14 protein-coding genes are annotated in these 18063 nt (G+C 72.9%); 6 read left to right on the forward strand and 8 right to left on the reverse strand.

Annotation, left to right across the window (positions count from 1 at the left end; genetic code table 11):
• Window positions 1–50 precede the first annotated feature (50 nt).
• Window positions 51–1646: an ABC transporter permease gene (locus M8C13_RS19630; protein ID WP_252482075.1), complete on the reverse strand. Its 1596-nt coding sequence runs from the start codon at window positions 1644–1646 to the stop codon at window positions 51–53.
• A complete protein-coding gene (locus M8C13_RS19635; protein WP_252482076.1) occupies window positions 1643–2521 on the reverse strand; it encodes an ATP-binding cassette domain-containing protein in 879 nt (292 codons plus the stop codon). The genes M8C13_RS19630 and M8C13_RS19635 overlap by 4 nt, the downstream gene beginning before the upstream one ends.
• Before the next feature lie 178 nt (window positions 2522–2699).
• Between M8C13_RS19635 and M8C13_RS19640 the strand changes: the two genes are divergently transcribed.
• Together M8C13_RS19640 and M8C13_RS19645 are read left to right on the forward strand one after the other, a co-directional pair.
• Window positions 2700–3401 carry a 1-acyl-sn-glycerol-3-phosphate acyltransferase gene (locus tag M8C13_RS19640; RefSeq protein ID WP_252482077.1) on the forward strand — a complete coding sequence of 234 codons (702 nt, stop codon included), beginning with the start codon at window positions 2700–2702 and terminating at the stop codon, window positions 3399–3401.
• A gap of 128 nt (window positions 3402–3529) precedes the next feature.
• Entirely contained in the window at window positions 3530–4945 is a 1416-nt protein-coding gene (locus M8C13_RS19645) for a hypothetical protein (RefSeq protein WP_252482078.1), read from the forward strand.
• Window positions 4946–4969: 24 nt separating this feature from the next.
• Here M8C13_RS19645 and M8C13_RS19650 read toward each other — a convergent pair whose 3' ends face one another.
• From M8C13_RS19650 to M8C13_RS19670, 5 genes are all read right to left on the reverse strand, one after another.
• A complete protein-coding gene (locus M8C13_RS19650) occupies window positions 4970–6208 on the reverse strand; it encodes a DNRLRE domain-containing protein (RefSeq protein ID WP_252482079.1) in 1239 nt (412 codons plus the stop codon).
• Between the two features lie 52 nt (window positions 6209–6260).
• The gene (locus tag M8C13_RS19655; RefSeq protein WP_252482080.1) at window positions 6261–6686 is read right to left on the reverse strand and encodes an NTP pyrophosphohydrolase; all 426 of its coding nucleotides are present in this window, start codon (window positions 6684–6686) and stop codon (window positions 6261–6263) included.
• A complete protein-coding gene (locus M8C13_RS19660) occupies window positions 6683–8785 on the reverse strand; it encodes an EAL domain-containing protein (protein ID WP_252482081.1) in 2103 nt (700 codons plus the stop codon). The genes M8C13_RS19655 and M8C13_RS19660 overlap by 4 nt, the downstream gene beginning before the upstream one ends.
• A 257-nt stretch (window positions 8786–9042) precedes the next feature.
• The gene (locus tag M8C13_RS19665) at window positions 9043–9849 is read right to left on the reverse strand and encodes an SAM-dependent methyltransferase (RefSeq protein ID WP_252482082.1); all 807 of its coding nucleotides are present in this window, start codon (window positions 9847–9849) and stop codon (window positions 9043–9045) included.
• Between the two features lies 1 nt (window position 9850).
• On the reverse strand, window positions 9851–10654 hold the full coding sequence (locus M8C13_RS19670; protein WP_252482083.1) for an SAM-dependent methyltransferase: 804 nt from the start codon (window positions 10652–10654) through the stop codon (window positions 9851–9853).
• Between the two features lie 211 nt (window positions 10655–10865).
• Here M8C13_RS19670 and M8C13_RS19675 point away from each other — a divergent pair, with 211 nt between their 5' ends.
• Window positions 10866–12074, forward strand: a complete 1209-nt coding sequence (locus M8C13_RS19675) for an ROK family transcriptional regulator (protein ID WP_252482084.1) — start codon at window positions 10866–10868, stop codon at window positions 12072–12074.
• Here the strand turns inward: M8C13_RS19675 and M8C13_RS19680 are convergent.
• Window positions 12057–12758: a class I SAM-dependent methyltransferase gene (locus M8C13_RS19680; protein WP_252482085.1), complete on the reverse strand. Its 702-nt coding sequence runs from the start codon at window positions 12756–12758 to the stop codon at window positions 12057–12059. The two genes, M8C13_RS19675 and M8C13_RS19680, sit on opposite strands and share 18 nt — an antisense overlap.
• 181 nt (window positions 12759–12939) lie before the next feature.
• Here M8C13_RS19680 and M8C13_RS19685 point away from each other — a divergent pair, with 181 nt between their 5' ends.
• From M8C13_RS19685 to M8C13_RS19695, 3 genes are all read left to right on the forward strand, one after another.
• Window positions 12940–14091, forward strand: coding sequence for a hypothetical protein (locus tag M8C13_RS19685; protein ID WP_252482086.1), 1152 nt, complete (start codon window positions 12940–12942; stop codon window positions 14089–14091).
• A 499-nt stretch (window positions 14092–14590) separates the two neighbouring features.
• Window positions 14591–15742 (forward strand): hypothetical protein, encoded by a 1152-nt coding sequence (locus tag M8C13_RS19690; protein WP_252482087.1) that lies wholly within the window; start codon window positions 14591–14593, stop codon window positions 15740–15742.
• 772 nt (window positions 15743–16514) lie between these two features.
• A complete protein-coding gene (locus M8C13_RS19695) occupies window positions 16515–17930 on the forward strand; it encodes a carbohydrate-binding protein (protein ID WP_252482088.1) in 1416 nt (471 codons plus the stop codon).
• The last annotated feature ends 133 nt before the right edge of the window (window positions 17931–18063 follow it).

The raw sequence follows: 18063 nt of genomic DNA on the forward strand, positions 1-18063 counted from the left end.
GCAATGGGTGTAGCCGCCAGGCAGGTGACGGCCTCACCCGGTTGGCGGGTTCAGCCCAGATCGCGCCGCCGCAGCCCGAGCACACCGGTTCCGGCCAGCGCCAACGTCACCGCGGTCAGCGCCAGCAGCGGCAGTGTGGTGAACTCGCCGCCGGAAAGCACCTTGGGTATGTGGTGGAACGGCACGATCTGGTTGGCCAGCCAGTAGTCCACGCCGAGCACCGGGCCGAGCTGTTCGCCGAGCAGGTTGCACAGCAGCCACACCGACCAGGAGATCGCCGCGGCGGCCCTGGGCAGGAACCCGAAGGCGAGCACCGCGACCGCGCCGATCGTCCAGGCCGCCGGGACCTGCACCAGCGCGCCCAGCAGCACCCGGCCGAGCTGAGTCGAGTCCGAAGTGGACAGTGCGTGCACGGCGCCCGCGGCCAGGCCGCCCGCGCCCAGCATCACTGCGGTGCCCAGCAGCGCGAAGGCGAGGTGGCTGAGCGCCCAGCGGGTCCGGCCGACGGTGGTGGACAGGGTCAGCTCGGCCCGGCCGTCGGCCTCCTCGGCGCGCAGGCGCAGTGCCACCAGCATCGGGTACAGCGCGGCCACGCCGCCGAGGCTGAGCAGGACCAGCCACAGGTAGGTGTCGGCGATCCCGGCCTCCGGACTGGCGGCGTACCGGCGGAAGAACTCCTGGATGGCCGGGCCGCCGCGACCGGCGATCTCCGGCATGCCCGTGGCCACCGTCGCGGTGGCCGCCCCGGCGACCGCGAACCCGGCGGTCCAGCCGAGCAGCTGCCCACGGTGCAGCCGCCAGGCCAGGCCGAAGGCCGACCGCAGCCGCATGGCGGTCGCGGGTCCGGGCCGGGTGGGCAGCACGCCGGCGCCGTGGTCGCGGCGCGCCACCAGCAGGACGGCCAGCGCGGTCAGCGACACCGTGGCCAGCAACGGAAGCAGCAGCACCGCCCAGCGCGGGTCGCCGGTGGGTTCGAGCAAGTGACTCCAGCCGGTGGGGCTGAGCCAGCGCAGCCAGAGCAGGCCGCTGCCGTCGGCCAGGAAGCGCAGCAGGTAGGCCAGGCCGAAGCCGGTGGCGGCCAGCGCGGTGGCGGTGCGGGCGCGCGGGGTCAGCTGCGCGGTGACCGCGGCCAGCGCGCCGAACACCAGGCCGGGCGCGGCCACCGCGAGCCCGAGGGCGAGCGCGTTGACGGCGGGGAATCCCATGGCGGGCAAGCCGATCGCGACCAGCGTGCCGGCGCCGAGGGCGGCGATCCAGGTGAGCAGCAGGGCGGCGGCGAGCCCGGCGTGGCGGCCGATCGCGCCCGCGCCCAGCAGTTCGGCGCGGCCGGACTCCTCCTCGGCGCGGGTGTGCCGCACGGTGATCAGCACGGCCATCAGCGAGACCAGCGCGTAGGCGATGTCGCCGATCTTCCAGGCGGTCAGCGCGGGCAGCCCGGCGCCGTGCACCTGGCCGGTGAAGGCGCTCAGCGCGGTGTTGCCGGTGACCTCGGCCAGGAACGCCTGCCGCAGCTCGGCGGTGGGGAACAGGCGCGCGTACTGGGCGGCGGTGCCCAGCACCAGCAGCGTGACCAGGCCGACCCAGGCGGGCAGCAGCAGCCGGTCGCGGCGCAGGAACAGGCGGAACAGCAACCCGGCGCCGGTCATCGGCTCGCCTCGTAGTGCCGGCGGAACAGCTCCTCCAGGGTCGGCGGATGGCTGGCCAGCGAGCTGATCCCGGCCCCGGACAAGGCTTTCAGCACCGGCGCGAGCTGCTCGGGCTCAACCTGGCAGCGCACCCGGTTGCCGTCCACGGCCAGCTCGTGCACCCCGGTCAGCGCGGGCACCGGCCCGGTCAGCTCGGCGGTGATCGAGGTGCGGGTGAGGTGCCGCAGCTCGGCCAGCGTGCCGGTCTCCACGGTGCGCCCGGCGCGGATGATGCTGACCCGGTCGCACAGCGCCTCCACCTCGGAGAGGATGTGGCTGGACAACAGGATCGTGCGCCCCCGGTCGCGCTCCTCGGCCACGCACTGCTGGAACACCGCCTCCATCAACGGGTCCAGCCCCGAGGTCGGCTCGTCCAGGATGAGCAGTTCCACGTCGGCGGCGAACGCGGCGACCAGCGCGACCTTCTGCCGGTTGCCCTTGGAGTAGGCGCGCCCGCGCACCCGGGGGTCCAGCTCGAACCGGGCCAGCAGCTCGGCCCGGCGCGCGGGGTCCAGACCACCGCGCAGCCTGCCGAGCAGGTCGATCGCCTCGCCGCCGGTGAGGCCGGGCCACAGGTTCACATCGCCCGGCACGTAGGCCAGCCGCCGGTGCAGCGTGGTCGCCTCCCGCCACGGATCGCCGCCGAGCAGCCGGGCCCGCCCCGCGTCGGCGCGGATCAGCCCGAGCAGCACCCGGATGGCCGTCGACTTGCCCGCCCCGTTCGGCCCGAGAAAGCCGTGCACCTCCCCCGCCGCCACAGCGAGGTCAAGCCCGTCAAGGGCGCGGGTCCGGCCATAGCTCTTGACCAGGCCGGACACCTCGATCACTGGAGTCACACCGATGAATCTACAGAGATTTCATAAACTTGTGAACGTACGAAACGCGTAAAGACGCGGAGATCACCCCACGGTGATGTGCTCCAGCACGTCCTCCGTCGCCGATCTGGACCCACGGAGGTATGGCACAGACTGCATTCGCAGGTGTTTGCCCGATCAAGCCACCTACTGTGGTGACATGAAGCGCAGGGAACGCGGCGGGTTCTGGGTCGGACTGACCGCCACCATCTTGTACCCGGTGACCTGGCTGCTGGCCCGGCGCCGCACCGCGGGCGGCACGATCCCCGCCGAAGGCCCGGCACTGCTGATCATGAACCACCCCTCGCACCTGGACCCGGTGCTGGACGCGGTGTTCGTGCACCAGCAGCGGCGGGTGCCGCGGTTCTTCGCCAAGCACAGCCTGTGGCGGGTGCTGGTGGTGGGCAGCGTGTTCCGGGCCACCGGCCAGATCCCGGTCTACCGCGGCACCTCCGCCGCCGGGGACAGCCTGCGCGCCGGGGACACCGCCCTGGAGGAGGGCAAGGTCGTGGTGATCTACCCGGAGGGCACGCTCACCCACGACGAGGACGGCTGGCCGGTGCTCGGCCGCACCGGCGCGGCCCGGCTCGCGCTGGCGCACGACGTGCCGATCATCCCGGTCGTGCGCTGGGGCACCAAGGCCATCCTGGACGCCCCGCGCAAGCGGTTCCGCCCGTTGCCGCGCAAGACGGTGGACTTCCTGATCGGCGAGCCCCTCGACCTGTCCGCCTTCCGCTCCCGGCCGGTGGACCGCGAACTGCTGCAGGAGGTCACCGACCTGATCCTGCTGCGGCTCCAGGAACTGCTGGGCACCCTGCGCGGCGAGACCCCGCCGGGCCTGCGGCCGGGGCAGGCGGCCTGACCGCGGAAAGTTCCGGGTTCCCTTAAGGGCAGGGTGATCCTCTCCAGCGCCGGGGTTTCGGTATACCTGGAAGCGGGCGGTGTTCGTCGCAGGGGGCGACGGGAGTCACCGCCCATGGGGGAAACACCATGAGCGACAACGTCATTGTGGGCGCCATCGCCCAGCCCGAACCCGGTCACCGCCTGGCGGAGCTGTACGCGGACAAGCCGGTGCAGCGCATCCTGTGCTACACCGACTCCGTCCGCGACGTGCAGCTGAACAACGTGGCGGCCTTCGGCGTCGGGCTGCTGCGCGACCTGACCGAGCGGAACGCGCCGTTCCACACCGACTTCCGGCTGGACCTGGTGCAGCGCCACGGGAACGGGCACGCCAGCGACAAGCTGACCGCCGAGCTGCTCGGCAAGTACGACCAGGTCTGGTTCTTCGGCATCCAGCCCTGCGACCTGCCGGAGCAGGACCAGCCGGAGAACGAGCTGACCGGTCCCGAGGTGGCCGCGCTGCGGGCCTGGATGGACGCCGGTGGCGGGGTGCTGGTCACCGGCGACCACTCCAACCCGAAGCCGCCCGGCGCGGACCCGGCCCTGGACGAGCTGCTGAACCTGGGCCGGGCCATCGCGCACCGGGTGCCCAGGGCCGGCGAGCTGCGGGTGTGGGAGGGACTGCCGGACTCCAGCATCGAGTTCAGCCACAACACCCACCAGCCCGACGACCGGGGCAGCGACATCAACAACCCGATCCCGATGGACGCCGACCACCACCCGCAGCAGCTGATCCTCAAGCGGTACCTGCCCTCCGGCCGGCCGCACTCGCTCTTCAGCGGCAAACGCGGGCCGATCACCGTGTTCCCGGACCACATGCACGAGGGGCAGCTGCGCATCCCGGACAGCTATCCCGCCGAGGTCTGGCCCAGCGGTCCGTTCGGCCAGCCGAAGCCGGAGATCGTGGCCCGCGGCACCGACAAGCGCAACGGCTCGGTCTACGGCGTGGTCAGCACCTACGACGGCCACGCGGCCGGGGTGGGCCGCATCGTGGCCGACTCCACCTGGCACCACTACTTCAACATCAACCTGTTCGGCTTCCTGACCGAACCAGCGGTAGCGGCCAAGCTGGGCGAGTACTACGTCAACCTGGCGCTGTGGCTGGCCCCGCCCCGCGCGCGGCAGCAGGCGCGGGCCAGGATGCTGTGGTGGCTGGTCAACCACCCGGTGGTGCGGATGGCCTTCGGCAACCCGGCCGCCGACGTGGGCCGCACCGCGCTGGGCCTACTCGCCTCGGTGACCAACCCGGCCACCGCGCACGACCTGGCCTGGCCGCTGCCCACCGCCACCGACCTGCCCGCCGAGCTCGCGCTGGGCGGCCAGCTGGTGGCGTACTGGCAGGAGCTGAACTCGACCGCCGACACCGTGCCCAGCCCCGCCGAGCTCATCGACCGGGGCCTGCGCGCGGCGGCCGAGGAACACGCCGCGAAACTCCGCGAATCCCTTGCCCGCACGGAGAACCTGAGCGAGAGCATCGAGTCGGGCCTGCGCCTGACCGCGAGCTGAGGCCGGTCGGGGCGCCCCGGCGACTCAGCCGGGGCGCACCCCGAACTCGTACCGCTTCAACGGACTCCGGTGCCCAGCCTGGTCGATGCTGTAGACCTCGATCCACAGCGGCCTGGACCGCGACGGCTTGTACACCACGGACGCGGTGCCATCCGGCCCCGCGGGCACCCGGCCGCCCTCACCGGTCAACGCCTGCCAGTCGTAGGCCACCACATCGGTGACCCCGTTGGGGGAGAACACGAACGTGCCCGGCTTCGGCGGACCCGGCTGCCACTCGCCTTCCGGGTACTCCGCGGAGCTCACCAGCGGCGCCACCCGCGGCGGCTCGGCGTCGACCCGGACACCGCACCACCCCGACCACGCCCCGGTGGCCATCCGGTCCTTCGCCCGGACCCGCCAGGAGAACACCGACTCATGCGCGAACACCCCTCGGGGCACCGTGACCTGCGCCGCGCTACCGTCTGGGATCGTGGTGGCGACCGCCCCGCCGACCCGGGAACCGCCGGCCCACCACTCGAACTCGGCGTCCATCACGTCACCGTCCACATCGGACAGTGTCGCCCGCAGCACCGGCGCGGGGGTGAACAGGACCAGCTCGGCCGGGGACGGCGGGCAGTCCATGATCTCCACCTGTTGCCGCCCGGGAGTCCCGGGCGCCGAGTTGTAGTCGACGGTCAGCCGCGGCGCGGTGCCGAAGGACTTCCACGACCCGCGGTTCCACTCCTGCTCCGCGCGCAGGCCCAGGGTGAGCCGCCCGCTGTCGGCCGCCTGGGCCACCGCCGCCGTGGCGTTCAACGCGACCGGCTGGGCCGGGCACCCGGCCGCGCCTGAGGACGCCGGTTTGCTGTCTACTTTGGACAGCCAGGCCGGTTGCCGGTCCCAGCTGGTGTCCTGCTCCACCGGGCCGGTGCGCCACAGCTCGACCGCGCTCGGGCGGCAGCTGCCGGTCCCGGTCTGGTCGAGGTAGAGCCGCGCGTCCAGGATCTGCTTACCGCGCAACCGGCTCAGGTCGAAGCCGAAGAACGAGCGGGTGACCTCCCAGCGCTCGCCATCGAGTCCCACGGTCACCGGAGCGTCCCGGTTGTGGTCCGGCAGCTTCGGGGTCCGGCTGGACACCACGGCCCACTCCCGCGGCCGGACCGTGGTCAGGTGCTCGGCCGCGCCCGCGCTCGCCTCGTCCAGCGCGGCCGCGGGCAGCGCGGTCACCCCCGAGGCGGCCAGCAGCACCGCGATGAGCAGCAACCGACGGGCAGCACAAAACATGGTTCCCCCCTTGAGTCCCTGCCGGAACCCTACGAGCGCGGACCGGCCCCCGCTATCGGCCAGTCGGCCCAGTCGCCGCGCCGCGGCCCGCGTCCGGCCGCACCGTGCTCGGCCCGGTCACCGCCGCCCCCAGCGCCAGCACCCGCTCCCGCAACCCGCGATCCGCCGTCACCACCAGGCAGGGCCGCTGCTCCGCGCGCACCAGGTCCACGATCGCGTCATCCCCCGACCCGCGCGCCGCGACCACCCGCACCGCGCCGGTCGCCGCCACCCGGGACGCCTTGCCCTCCACCACCAGCACGACCTCCACCGGCCCGAGCGCCCACTCCGGCACCCCGCTCACCGGCGGCAACCCGTTGCCCGGCAACGCGTTCAACGTCTCCAGCAGCCGTGCGGTGGCGCCTGCCCGGTCCCGCCACCAGCCGTCGGGCACCGAGCCGACCACGTTGGCCGCGTCCACGATCACCAGGCCGGTCAAGGGAAACTCCGCGCCAGCACCGCCGACATGGTCGCGGGCGGTCCCGGCGAGCCGAAGAACGAGCCCTGGGCCAGGTCGGCGCCGAGGTCGCGGCAGCGGCGGGCGTGTTCGGCGGTACCGACACCGTCCATCAGCACCGCGGCCTCCAGCCGGTGCACCATGGGCAGCAGGGTCTCCACCGCGTCGGCGAGCAGGCCCGGCGGGGCGGGCTGGCCGAGCCGGTGCACCAGGCGCGGGGACAGCCGGACCGAGCTGACCGCCAGCTCGTCCAGCAGGGTCAGCTCGTCGGTGCCGCAGCAGAACTCGTCCAGCAGCACCGGAACCGCCATGTCCGCCAAGGTTTCCACGTTGTCCTCGATCTCGCCGAACCCGGCCAGCAGCGCGGCCGCCGGCACGCCCAGCCACAGCTGGTCCGGCGCGATCGCGAAGCCGTCGAGCACCTTGCGCACATCGCCGACCAGGTCCGGATCGGCCGCCTGGCTGCGGCCCAGCCGCAGGCCGATCGGCGGCATCCGGATCTGGAACTCCTGCTGCCACAACGCGAGCTGCTCACAGGCCGCGCGCAGCATCCACTGTCCGATGAGGATGGTCAGGCCGGTCTCCTCGGCCAGCCGCACGCACTCGTCGTGCCGGATCTCACCGAGGTCGGGGTGCGCCCAGTGCAGCAGCACCTCCACCCCGGCCAGCCGGTCGTCGGCGAGCTGGCGGACCGGTTGGTACAGCAGGCGCAGCTGGCCGTTCTCCCAGGCGCCGGGCATGGTCGCGGCCAGCGCGAACCGCTCCCGGTCCCGCCGGTCGGCGTCCTGGTCGTGCAGGCCCCACTGGCGGCGGCCGGAGGCCTTGACCCGGCGCAGCGTGGCCGCCGCGGCGCGCAGCAGCTCCACCGGTTTGATCCGCCCGGCCTGCTGCTGCACCACGCCGATGCTGGCCGAGACCGCCACCCCGCGCTCGTTCAGGTAGACCGGCTCGCTCAGCTCCTCGTTGATCCGGGCGGCCATGGTGGCCACATCCGGGGTGCTCGCGGTGTGCTCGATCAGGATCGCGAACTCGTCCCCGCCGAACCGGGCGACCAGGGCCTTCTCGTTGTCCACCAGCGCGCGCAGCTTGTCCGCGACCAACCGCAGCACCTGGTCGCCGACCTCGTGCCCGAGCCCGCTGTTGATCATCCCGAAGCCGTCGATGTCCAGGTGGTACAGGCTCATCCCGGTGGCCGGGTCGATCCGGCCGAGCACCGACTCCAAGCGGGACAGGAAGAACTGCCGGTTCGCCAGCCCGGTCAGCCGGTCGTGCAAGGCCTGGTGGTGCAGGCGGTCCTGCACCAGCTTCAGCTCGGTGACGTCCTCCACCATGGTCACGCAGCCGGTCGGCTCGCCCTGCTCGTCGCGCAGCAGCGACACCGCGAGGTAGGCGAACCCGGTCTCCTCATCGCCCTTGCGCAGCCTGGCCATCACCCGGAACCGGTCCAGCCGCCCGGCGAAGAGCGCGTCGTAGGCGCGGGTGACCTCGGCGGCGGTGTCGGCGTGCACGAAGTCCATCAGCCGCCTGCCGCGCAGGTCCGCCGGGTCCTGGCCGAGGATCCCGCACAGCGCCTGGTTGAAGTGGACGAACGTGCCGTCCAGCTCGGTGATCGCGATGCCCACCACCGAGCTGGTGAACACCTCGCGCAGCCGCGCCTCGCTGCCGCGCAGGGCCCGCTCGGCGTTGTCCTTGGCCCGCAACAGCGCCTGCTTGACGTCCTCCTGCTGCTCGAAGGTGCGCTGCCGCGTCGCCTCGGCGTACCCGGCGGAGACCGCGCCCAGCGCCAGCACCACCCGCTGCACCAGCTCAGGCGCCCCGGCCAGCTCGGCCAGCCTCGGCAGCCCCGAGCCCAGCACCTTCATCGTGCACAGCAGGCTTTCCGCCGGGGTGAACTGCCCGGCCACCAGGCGCTTGCCCACCTCGCCCGCCCGCGCCAGCCCGCCCGCGGGCGCCAGCAGCTCCTCGACCAGCTCGTCGAGCAGCTCGCGCAGGAACGCGGCGATCTCCGCCTGGGACCGCGGCACGTACACGGTCCGGCTGATCTCGTGCAGCCACTGCCCCGCCAGCTCGGCCCGGTTCACCGCGGCACCTCGCCCAGCACGGCACGCCACGGGGCGGCCGGACACGGCAGCGGCACGGCGAACACCTCATCGCGGTCTCGAGACGGTGGCGGGACTCGGGCGGAACACGCGATCCGAATCCCACCACCATATTCCGCCGATCCGCCCCCGGGCGGGGACCGATACCCGGGGGCGCCTGGATCGTCGCCCGATCGGTACCCGGATGGCCCAGTGCCTCACCCGGGCGGCTGGATTCCGATGAGCGGTCGCCGGGATACCTAGACCTTGCGGCCCACCGCGGCGAACAGGTTGGAGTGGCGCACGTCCTCCTCGGCCACCTCGCCGGTCTCCGGCCGCCAGTTCGGCGTGTAGACCAGGCCGGGCTCGACCAGCTCGAAGCCATCGGCGAAGCGCAGGATGTCCGCCCTGGTGCGCGGGTGGATCGGCTCCTGGGTGTTCTTGAAGACCTCCACCGCCTTGGTCATCGCCTCCCGGTTGCCGTCCCAGGTGAAGGCGGAGAAGGCCAGGTAGCTGCCCTCGGGCAGGGCTGCCCGGTAGCGCTGGATGACTGCCCACGGGTCGTCGGCGTCCGGGATGAACTGCAGCACGCCGACCATCAGCAGCGCGACCGGCTGGGTGAAGTCCAGCAGCCGCCTGGTCTCCTGGTGGTTCAGGATCGTCTCGGGGTCGCGCAGGTCGGCCTGGATCGCCCCGGCGTTCGGGTTGTCCCGCAGCAGCAGCTCGCTGTGCGCCACCGCGACCGGCTCGATGTCGACGTAGACCACCTTGGACTCCGGCGCGGCGGCCTGCGCCACCTCGTGCACGTTGCCCACCGTCGGCACGCCCGAGCCGAGGTCCAGGAACTGGCGGATGCCTTGGCCCACCAGGTACTGCACCGCGCGGCCGAGGAAGGCTCGGTTGAGCCGGGCCATGTCCCTGGCCGGCACCACGGTCAGCAGCCGGTCGGCCAGCGTCCGGTCCATCTCGAAGTTGTGGCCACCGCCGAGCAGGTAGTCGTAGATGCGGGCCGAACTCGGCAGCTCCATGTTGACCCCTTCGGGCACCCAGCTCAGTTCGTTCGACACGTCACGCTGTCCCTTCGGTGGAGGATGACTTGCGGCCGACACCGGCGAAGGACCACTCGCCGACGGCGCCGGGACCGGGGCGCACCGGGTTGCGCCACTGCCCCGGATGTACCAGTCCCGGCGCGACCAGGTCGAAACCGGTGAAGAAGCCCTCGATCCGGTCCCGGCCGCGTGGGTGCACCGGGTCACTGTCGACCATCCAGCCCTGCGCCTGCTTCACCGGTTCGGGTGATACGTCGAAGGTGGCGTGGCTCAGCGCCAGGAAACTGCCCACGGCCAGCCGGTTCGCGTAGCCGGTGAGCATCCCCTCGGGATCTCGCTCGTTGGGCACGTAGTGCAGCAGGGCTATCGCGAGCAGGCCGATCGGGGCCGTGAAGTCGAGCATCCGGCGGACCTCGGGCGCGGTCAGCACCGCGCGCGGGTCGGCCGCGTCCGCGCGCAGCACGGTGGCCCGCTCGTCGCCGTCGAGCAGCAGTTCGGCGTGCGCCACCGCCAGCTCGTCGTGGTCGACGTAGACCACCCTGGTCTCCGGCGCGGCCTGCCTGGCGACCAGGTGCACCGGGTCCACGCCGGGGATGCCGCAGCCCAGGTCCAGGAACTGGCGCACCCCGGCGGAGAGCATGAAGTGCACCACCCGGCGCACGAACGCCCGGTTGACCACCGCCGAGTGCGCCACCCACGGCATCTCGGCGACCATCCGGTCGGCGAACTCGCGGTCCACGGCGAAGTTGTGGCCGCCGCCGAGCAGGTAGTCATAGACCCGGGCGGACCTGGGCCCTGCCCAGTCGCGCTGCGCTCCGGTCACGGCACACCTCGGGGATGTCGGCGGGTGGCGAACACACTACTGAGGGTGGCCAGTCCCCCAGTAGCACCCCGTTGCGCGACGGCTCGCGCCGATATGCCGGACCGGACCCGGAGGAGGTCCTACGATTCGGCGGGCACCCGCGCTCGGGTGACACCTGGATGGCCGTATCCGGTGACACGTCCAGTTACGTACGTGTGAAGGGGGAGTGGTGGTGCGAGCCGGAAGTCCGCGTCTGCTGCGGGAGATCAACGATCGGGCGGCCATCGAGATCCTCCTGGCCAACGGGGCGATGACCCGTTCCGAGCTGGAGACCGCGATCGGCCTGTCCAAACCGGCCACCGCGCAGCTGCTGGCGCGGCTGGAGGAGGACGACGTGGTGCGCCGGGAGGGGCTGCGCGGCGGCGCGCGCGGGCCGAGGGCGCAACTGTGGGCGGTCAACGGGGCGCTGTGCCACGTGGCCGCGGTGGACCTGACCGCGGCGTCGGTGGACATCGCGGTCGCGGACATCTCCGGCAGGCTGCTGGCCGAGCACCGCGCGGTGATGCCCGCCGGGCCGACCGAGGCGGTGCTGGCCGCCTTCACCACGGCGCTGGGCGCGGCGGTGCGGCTGGCCGGGCTGCCCGAGGACGGGCTGCGGCACGTGGTGGTGGGCAGTCCCGGCGCGGTGGACCGGGCCACCGGACAGCTCGGGTTCGCCCCGCACCTGCCCGGCTGGGAGGGCTTCGACCTGCCGGGGCGGCTCAGCGAGCTGCTCAACGCCACGGTCACGGTGGAGAACGACGTGAACCTGGTCGCGCTGGAGGAGATGGTCTCCGGCAAGGCCGTCGACGTGCGGGACATGGTGCTGGTCTGGCCCGCGGACGCGGTGGGCAGCGCGGTGGTGGTCAACCGGGTGCTGCTGCGCGGGGCCACCGGCGGCGCTGGCGAGATCGACTGGATGCGGGTGCCGGACCGGGCCCAGGCCGGCAGCGAGGTCGGCCGGGAGGGGATCCGCTTCGGCGACCTGGTCAGCTCGGCCTCGATCACCGGCCTGGCCGCGGCGCACGGGGTGGTGGCCGAGACCGGGATCGAGGCGGTGCGCGCCGCGGTGGCCGACCCCGAGCTGGGCCTGCCGTTCCTGACCGACCTGGCCCGCCGGATCGCCACCGGGGTGGCCAACCTGGTCTCGGTGCTCGATCCGGAGCTGGTGCTGCTCTCCGGGGAGACCGCGGAGACCGGCGGGCAGCTGCTGTGCGAGCTGGTGCAGACCGAGCTGCACCAGCTGGTGATCCCGAAGACGCCGGTGGAGCTGGCCTCGGTGACCGGCAACGCGGTGCGGGCCGGCGCGCTGCACGCGGCCTACGCGATCGCCCGCGAGGAGATCTTCGGGCTGCCCGCCGCGGACTTCATGAAGCCGGCGGGGTCACGGTCGCACCGGTAGCTGGTCGATCTCCCACATGCCCAGCGCCTTGTCGGCGAAGGCGCCGTCCTGCTCGGTGCAGTTCTCCACCAGCACGGCGACCGGGTCGGGCAGGCGGAACGGGGCGCGCTGCAGGTTGAGCGGGCGCCAGTCGCCGGTGGCGATGTCCTCGTTGTGCTCCAGTTCGAGGAAGGTGGTGGCGAGCAGGTAGCGGGAGCCGCTGCGGCGCAGGTTGTCCAGCGCGTCCCAGACCTGCTCGAAGCTCAGGTGCACCAGGCAGTCCCGGCAGAGCACCGCGTCGGTGCGCGGCAGCGGGTCCCTGGTGAGGTCGAGGGTGTAGAAGCGGCGGTTGCCGCCGTGCCGGAAGTACTTGGCCAGGTTGGCCGCGATCAGCTCCTCCACGATGTCCGCGCCCAGGTAGGTCTCCAGGCCGAGGTCGCAGCCGGCCAGCCAGCCGAAGTCGCCGCACGGGATGTCCAGCAGGCTGCGGATGCCGAAGCGGCGCAACAGCTTCGGCAGCTCGGTGCGCAGCACGGCGGTCTGCTCCAGCGCGGAGCCGCAGCCGGAGACCGAGTCCGCGCTGCCCCACATGTTGCTGTGGAAGATGTGCGCGAACACCTCCCTGGTGCTCAGCCCGGTCAGTTCGTCGGCCTTGGCGAGGTAGTTCAGGTGCGCGGGCACCGGTGGGCGGGGGCTGTGGTTCACGGGTCTCATTGTGTGCGGCGGAAAACACGGATCGGCCACGGAACGCCGACGACCCGGCACCTGACCCCCTCAAGCACACATCGAGTGATGCCCGTTCGCCCCCAGCGGAATCACCCGATCGCACCCCTGCCCACCCGGCAGTCTGAACCCACCACACCACCGCCACCCTGGGGAGAGAAAGGTGCTTCGAACCCGCTTCACCGCCCTGCTCACCGCGTTCCTCCTGCTGCTGACCACCGTGCTGTCCACCGCCACCGCGGCGGCCAAGCCCACCCTGGACCTGCCGGCCACCGGCGGCCCGTTCCCGGTCGGCACCACCAACCTGCACCTGGTCGACCACGCCCGGCCTGACCCGCGGGCGCCCGCGCCAGGACCACGCGAGCTGATGGTCCAGCTCTGGTACCCGGCCGTGCCGGTGGGCGCCCGCGCCCGCTACGGCGATCCCTCGGTCGACCGGCACTACGCCGACCTGATCACCGCGCTCGGCCTCGGCCGCGGCGAGCCGTTCCTGGACCGGGTGCGCCCCACCGCCCGCCTGGACGCGCCGGTGCTGCCGGGCAGGTGGCCGCTGCTGCTGCACAGCCACGGCCGAGGCTTGATGCGCAGCACCACCACCGCGATCGCCGAGGGCCTGGCCGCCAATGGCTACGTGGTGGCCGCCGTGGACCACACCTACGACGCCGCCGCGGTCCGCTTCCCGGACGGCCGCACCGCCACCGCCAACCGCCCGGCCAAGCCCACCGAGCCCGTACTCTCCGCCGAGGTCCAGGTCCGGGTCGCCGACCTGCGCTTCACCCTCGACCAGCTCAGCACCACCGCCACCCCGCTCCGCCACCGCCTCGACCCGCGCCGGACCGGCGTCTTCGGCCACTCCATCGGCGGAGACACCGCGGCCGAGGCCATGCGCGCCGACCGCCGCTTCCGAGTCGGCGCGAACCTCGACGGCGCCTTCTGGGGCGAGGTCAGGGACAAGGGCACCCCCGGCCCGTTCGCCCTGTTCAGCGCGGGCACAGTCGACCACCCCAGCTTCGCCAGCTGGCGCGCGAACCAGCGGTCCTGGGGCCGCCACTTCACCCTGCCCGCCGGCGTGCACAGCACCCCCACCGACATCTCCCTGTTCCCGGAAGTCTCCGGCCTCCGCGACCTCCTCAAGGACCACCCAGACCTGTACCGCCAGCTCTTCGGCACCCTGGACGGCGTCCGCACCACCCAGCTGTACCGCGCCTACCTCACCGCCCTGTTCGACCACCACCTCACCGGCCGCCCAGCCCCGTTACTGGACCAGAACTCCCCACACTGGCCAGAACACAACCTCCTCTGGTCCCACCCCTGACCCCGCAACGGCGACCACCGCCGTAGCTCCCGCCCGGCGAGCACGCCGCACTACCGCCGGCCCACCCGCACTTGCCGACGCAAGACTCGACGTGACCGCAACCGAGCACCCGCTGCTCGCCGCGGCCCCGCCACTGCTCAGCACCGCCTTCCTCGACCTCACCCCGCATGCCGCCCGCCAACTCGGCACGGACACCGTGGCCGACCGTCGAAGCCCGCTGGCGCCGGCCGCCGACGCTGAACCGGCCAAGCCCAAAAACCTGGCCGCCAGCCAACGCCGGCCATCCACCGCTCGCAGGCGTCCCAGCAGGCCAGCCCACCGAACTCCGCAGCCAGGCCCGCGGCCCGGATCGAATACGCGCGCCCGCGAACCGCGCCACCACTTCGGCAGCTGAGAATCCTGAGAGCCCCAAAGGGCAGACCCCGCCCGCCAACGATCATCACCCCATTTCCGCTGGCAGGGTGAAAGGACGGTGAACCACCACTCCAGAGGGGACTCCATGCGTTCAACACGGCTGCTGGCCGTGCTGCTGACCCTGGCCGCCGGCACCGCCACCGCCCTGCCCGCGGCGGCCGCGCCCGCGCGCACGCAGCACCTGGACCTGCCCACGCCCACCGGCCGCCTGGCCGTGGGCGTCACCGACCTGCACCTGACCGACCCGTCCCGCCCCGATCCCTGGTCCCCAGCCCCGGCGGCCCGCGAGCTGATGGTCCGCGCCTGGTACCCCGCGATCGCGGTGACCCCAAGAGCCCGCTACACCGACGACACCATCAGCACCACCGTGGCCGCCCACCTCAACGGCGTCATCGGCGGCGGGGTCAGCCCGTTCCTGGACCGGGTGCGCCCGCACGCGCGCCAGGACGCCCCGGTGTTCGGCGCGGGCTGGCCGGTGCTGCTGTACAGCCAGGGCCGCGGCGGCATGCGCGTCCTGTCCACCTCACTGGCCGAGGACCTGGCCAGCCACGGCTACGTGGTGCTGTCGGTGGACCACACCTACGACGCCGCCGCGGTCCGCTTCCCGGACGGCCGCGTGGTCAGGGGAAACCGCCCCGAGATCCCCACCGAGGAACAACGGGCCGAAGAGCTCCGCGTCCGGGTCGCCGACCTGCGCACCACCCTCGACCAGGCCGTCACCACCCCCCGCTTCCGCGGCCGCCTGGACGTGACCAAGATCGGCGCCTTGGGCCACTCCATGGGCGGCGCCACCGCCGCCGAGACCATGCGCGCCGACCCCCGCTTCCGCGCGGGCCTCAACCTGGACGGCGGCTTCTGGAACGGAGCCGCCAACCACGGCGTCCCCGGCCCCTTCCTCCTGCTCAGCACAGCCGCCCCCGACTACCCCACCTTCACCGCCTGGAAGGCCAACCACCGAGCCTGGGGCCGCCACTTCGCCCTGACCGGCGCCTCCCACTACTCCGCCACCGACCTGTCCCTGTTCCCCGACATCTCCGGCGCCCGCGCCCTGCTGCACGACCGCCCAGCCGTCTTCACCGCCCTGTTCGGCGACCTGTTCGGCCCCAGGGCGACCCAGATCAACCGCACCTACAGCCGAGCCTTCTTCCACCAACACCTGCACGGCATCCCCAGCCCCCTGCTCAACGCCCCATCCCCCGACTACCCAGAACAAACCCTCCGCTGGTCCCACCCATGACGAACCCCGGGCAGCGGCCCCACCCCGCCGCTGCCCGGCCAGCCCCGCCACAACAGCCCCGCCTTGCCCGCCGCACCCGGCCCACCGCCGCCCACCACCGCCGCTCGCACAATCCACCTGCCCCGGCCAACCGCACGCAGCCCTGCGCCGCTGCCCGCCGCGCCCCGACCTTGCCCGCCGCACCCGGCCCTACTGCCGTTGCCCGCCCGATCCGACCGGACCCACCGCTGCCGCCAACCCCGCCCCGCGCAGCCCGACACAGCCCACCGCTGCCGCCCGACACTCCGCCTGCCCGGCCCCGCCTCGCCTAGCCCGCCGCGGGCGGCCCATCGCCGCCCACCCACTCCGCCCACCCGACCCGGTCCACCGCGCGCAGTTCTGCGTCGCCACCCGCGCAATCTGCCTGCCCAGCCCCTGCCCGCCCCGCATGGCCCACCGCTGCCACCCGACACTCCGCCTGCCCGGCCCGGTCCACCCCGCGCCGCCCGCGCTGCCACCCGCGCCGCCCGCGCTGCCACCCGCGCCGCCCGCCCAACCCCTCGCTCGCAGCCCCGCGCCGCTGCCGACCCGCCCCAGCCCACCCCACCCGACCCCGCCTGCCCTGCCCCTCCCCCATTTGTTGTTTCTCCCCCAAAATCCCGCCCAATCGTTGACAACACCCCCTGAGAGCGCTCTCATCAACCCACGGCAACGCGGCCGGAGACGCACCGACCGTGGCCCGCACCCCTTCCCCCTGCTGTGCCGCCGCCACGGACCGAGGAGGCGCTCGCCCATGTCCACCGCCAGTCCCCCCATTCGCCGATCTCGTTCCCGTCGCTGGGCGATCGGCGCCGCCGTGGCCGCCGCGGCCACGGTCGTCCCCCTCTCCCTGTTCGCTCCGGCAGGCGCCGCCGTTCCGCCGCCCCCGCCTGGCTGGTCCCAGGTCTGGGCCGATGACTTCAACGGGCCCTCCGGCTCGCTGCCCTCGGGCAACAACTGGATCTTCGACATCGGTCACGGCTATCCCGGCGGGCCCGCCAACTGGGGCACCGGGGAGATCGCCTACCACACCAACAGCCCGAACAACGTCAGCCTGGACGGTGGCGGCAACCTGCGGATCACGCCGCTGCGGGACGGTGCCGGGAAGTGGACCTCGGCCCGGATCGAGACCCACCGCGGTGACTTCCAGGCGCCCGCGGGCGGGGTGCTGGCCATCGAGGGCCGGATCCAGATGCCCAACGTCACCGGCACCGCGGCGCTTGGGTACTGGCCCGCGTTCTGGGCGCTGGGCACGCCGTATCGCGGGAACTACTGGAACTGGCCTGGTATCGGCGAGTTCGACATCATGGAGAACGTCAACGGGGTCAACTCGGTCTGGGGCGTGCTGCACTGCGGGGTCAACCCCGGCGGCCCGTGCAACGAGACCGACGGCCTCGGCGCCAGCCGGGCCTGCCCCGGCGCGAGCTGCCAGTCGGCCTTCCACACCTACCGGTTCGAGTGGGACCGCTCGGTCTCGCCCAACCAACTCCGCTGGTACGTCGACGGCCAGCAGTTCCACAGCGTGCGCCAGGACCAGTTCGACGCGGGCACCTGGAACAACATGACCAACCACGGCTACTTCATCATCCTCAACGTGGCCATCGGCGGCGCCTTCCCCAACGGCGTGCACGGCGGCACCACTCCGGTGGCGGCCACCGTGCCGGGGCGGCCGATGCTGGTCGACTACGTCGCGGTCTTCCAGCGCGGCGGTGGTGGCGGCAACCCGACCACGACCAGCGCGCCGCCGCCCGCGGGTGGCAGCGCGTACAGCCGGTGGGAGGCCGAGCGGTTCGCCGCGCAGTCCGGGGTGCGCACCGAGTCCACTTCGGACAGTGGGGGCGGCTCGAACATCAGCGGCGTCGGCAACGGCGACTGGGTGCAGTACCGGGGCGTGGACTTCGGTTCCGGGGGTGCGCGGCAGGTGCAGGCCAGGGTCGCCTCCGGCGTGGGTGGCGGGGCCAGCGGGCTGGTCGAGGTGCGGCTGGACAGCCGGACCGGTCCGGTGATCGGGTCCTTCTCGGTGGGCAACACCGGCGGCTGGCAGAGCTGGCGGACCGTGCCGGCCAACCTCAGCCACACCACCGGGGTGCACGACGTCTACCTGACCTTCGCCAGCGGGCAGCCCGCCGACTTCGTCAACGTCAACTGGTTCACCTTCGCCGCCAGTTAGCCAGACCCGCGGCCGGCCGGTGGAGACGGCGGCGACCCACCGGCCGGCCGCACCCCAAACTGACCGCACCGAATGTGACCTGGTTTACACACGTAGTCACCGGCCCGGGTTAGTTTGCCCCCTTGACCGAGGT

Origin of the sequence: Crossiella sp. SN42, assembly GCF_023897065.1 — a bacterium.
GTDB lineage: Bacteria > Actinomycetota > Actinomycetes > Mycobacteriales > Pseudonocardiaceae > Crossiella.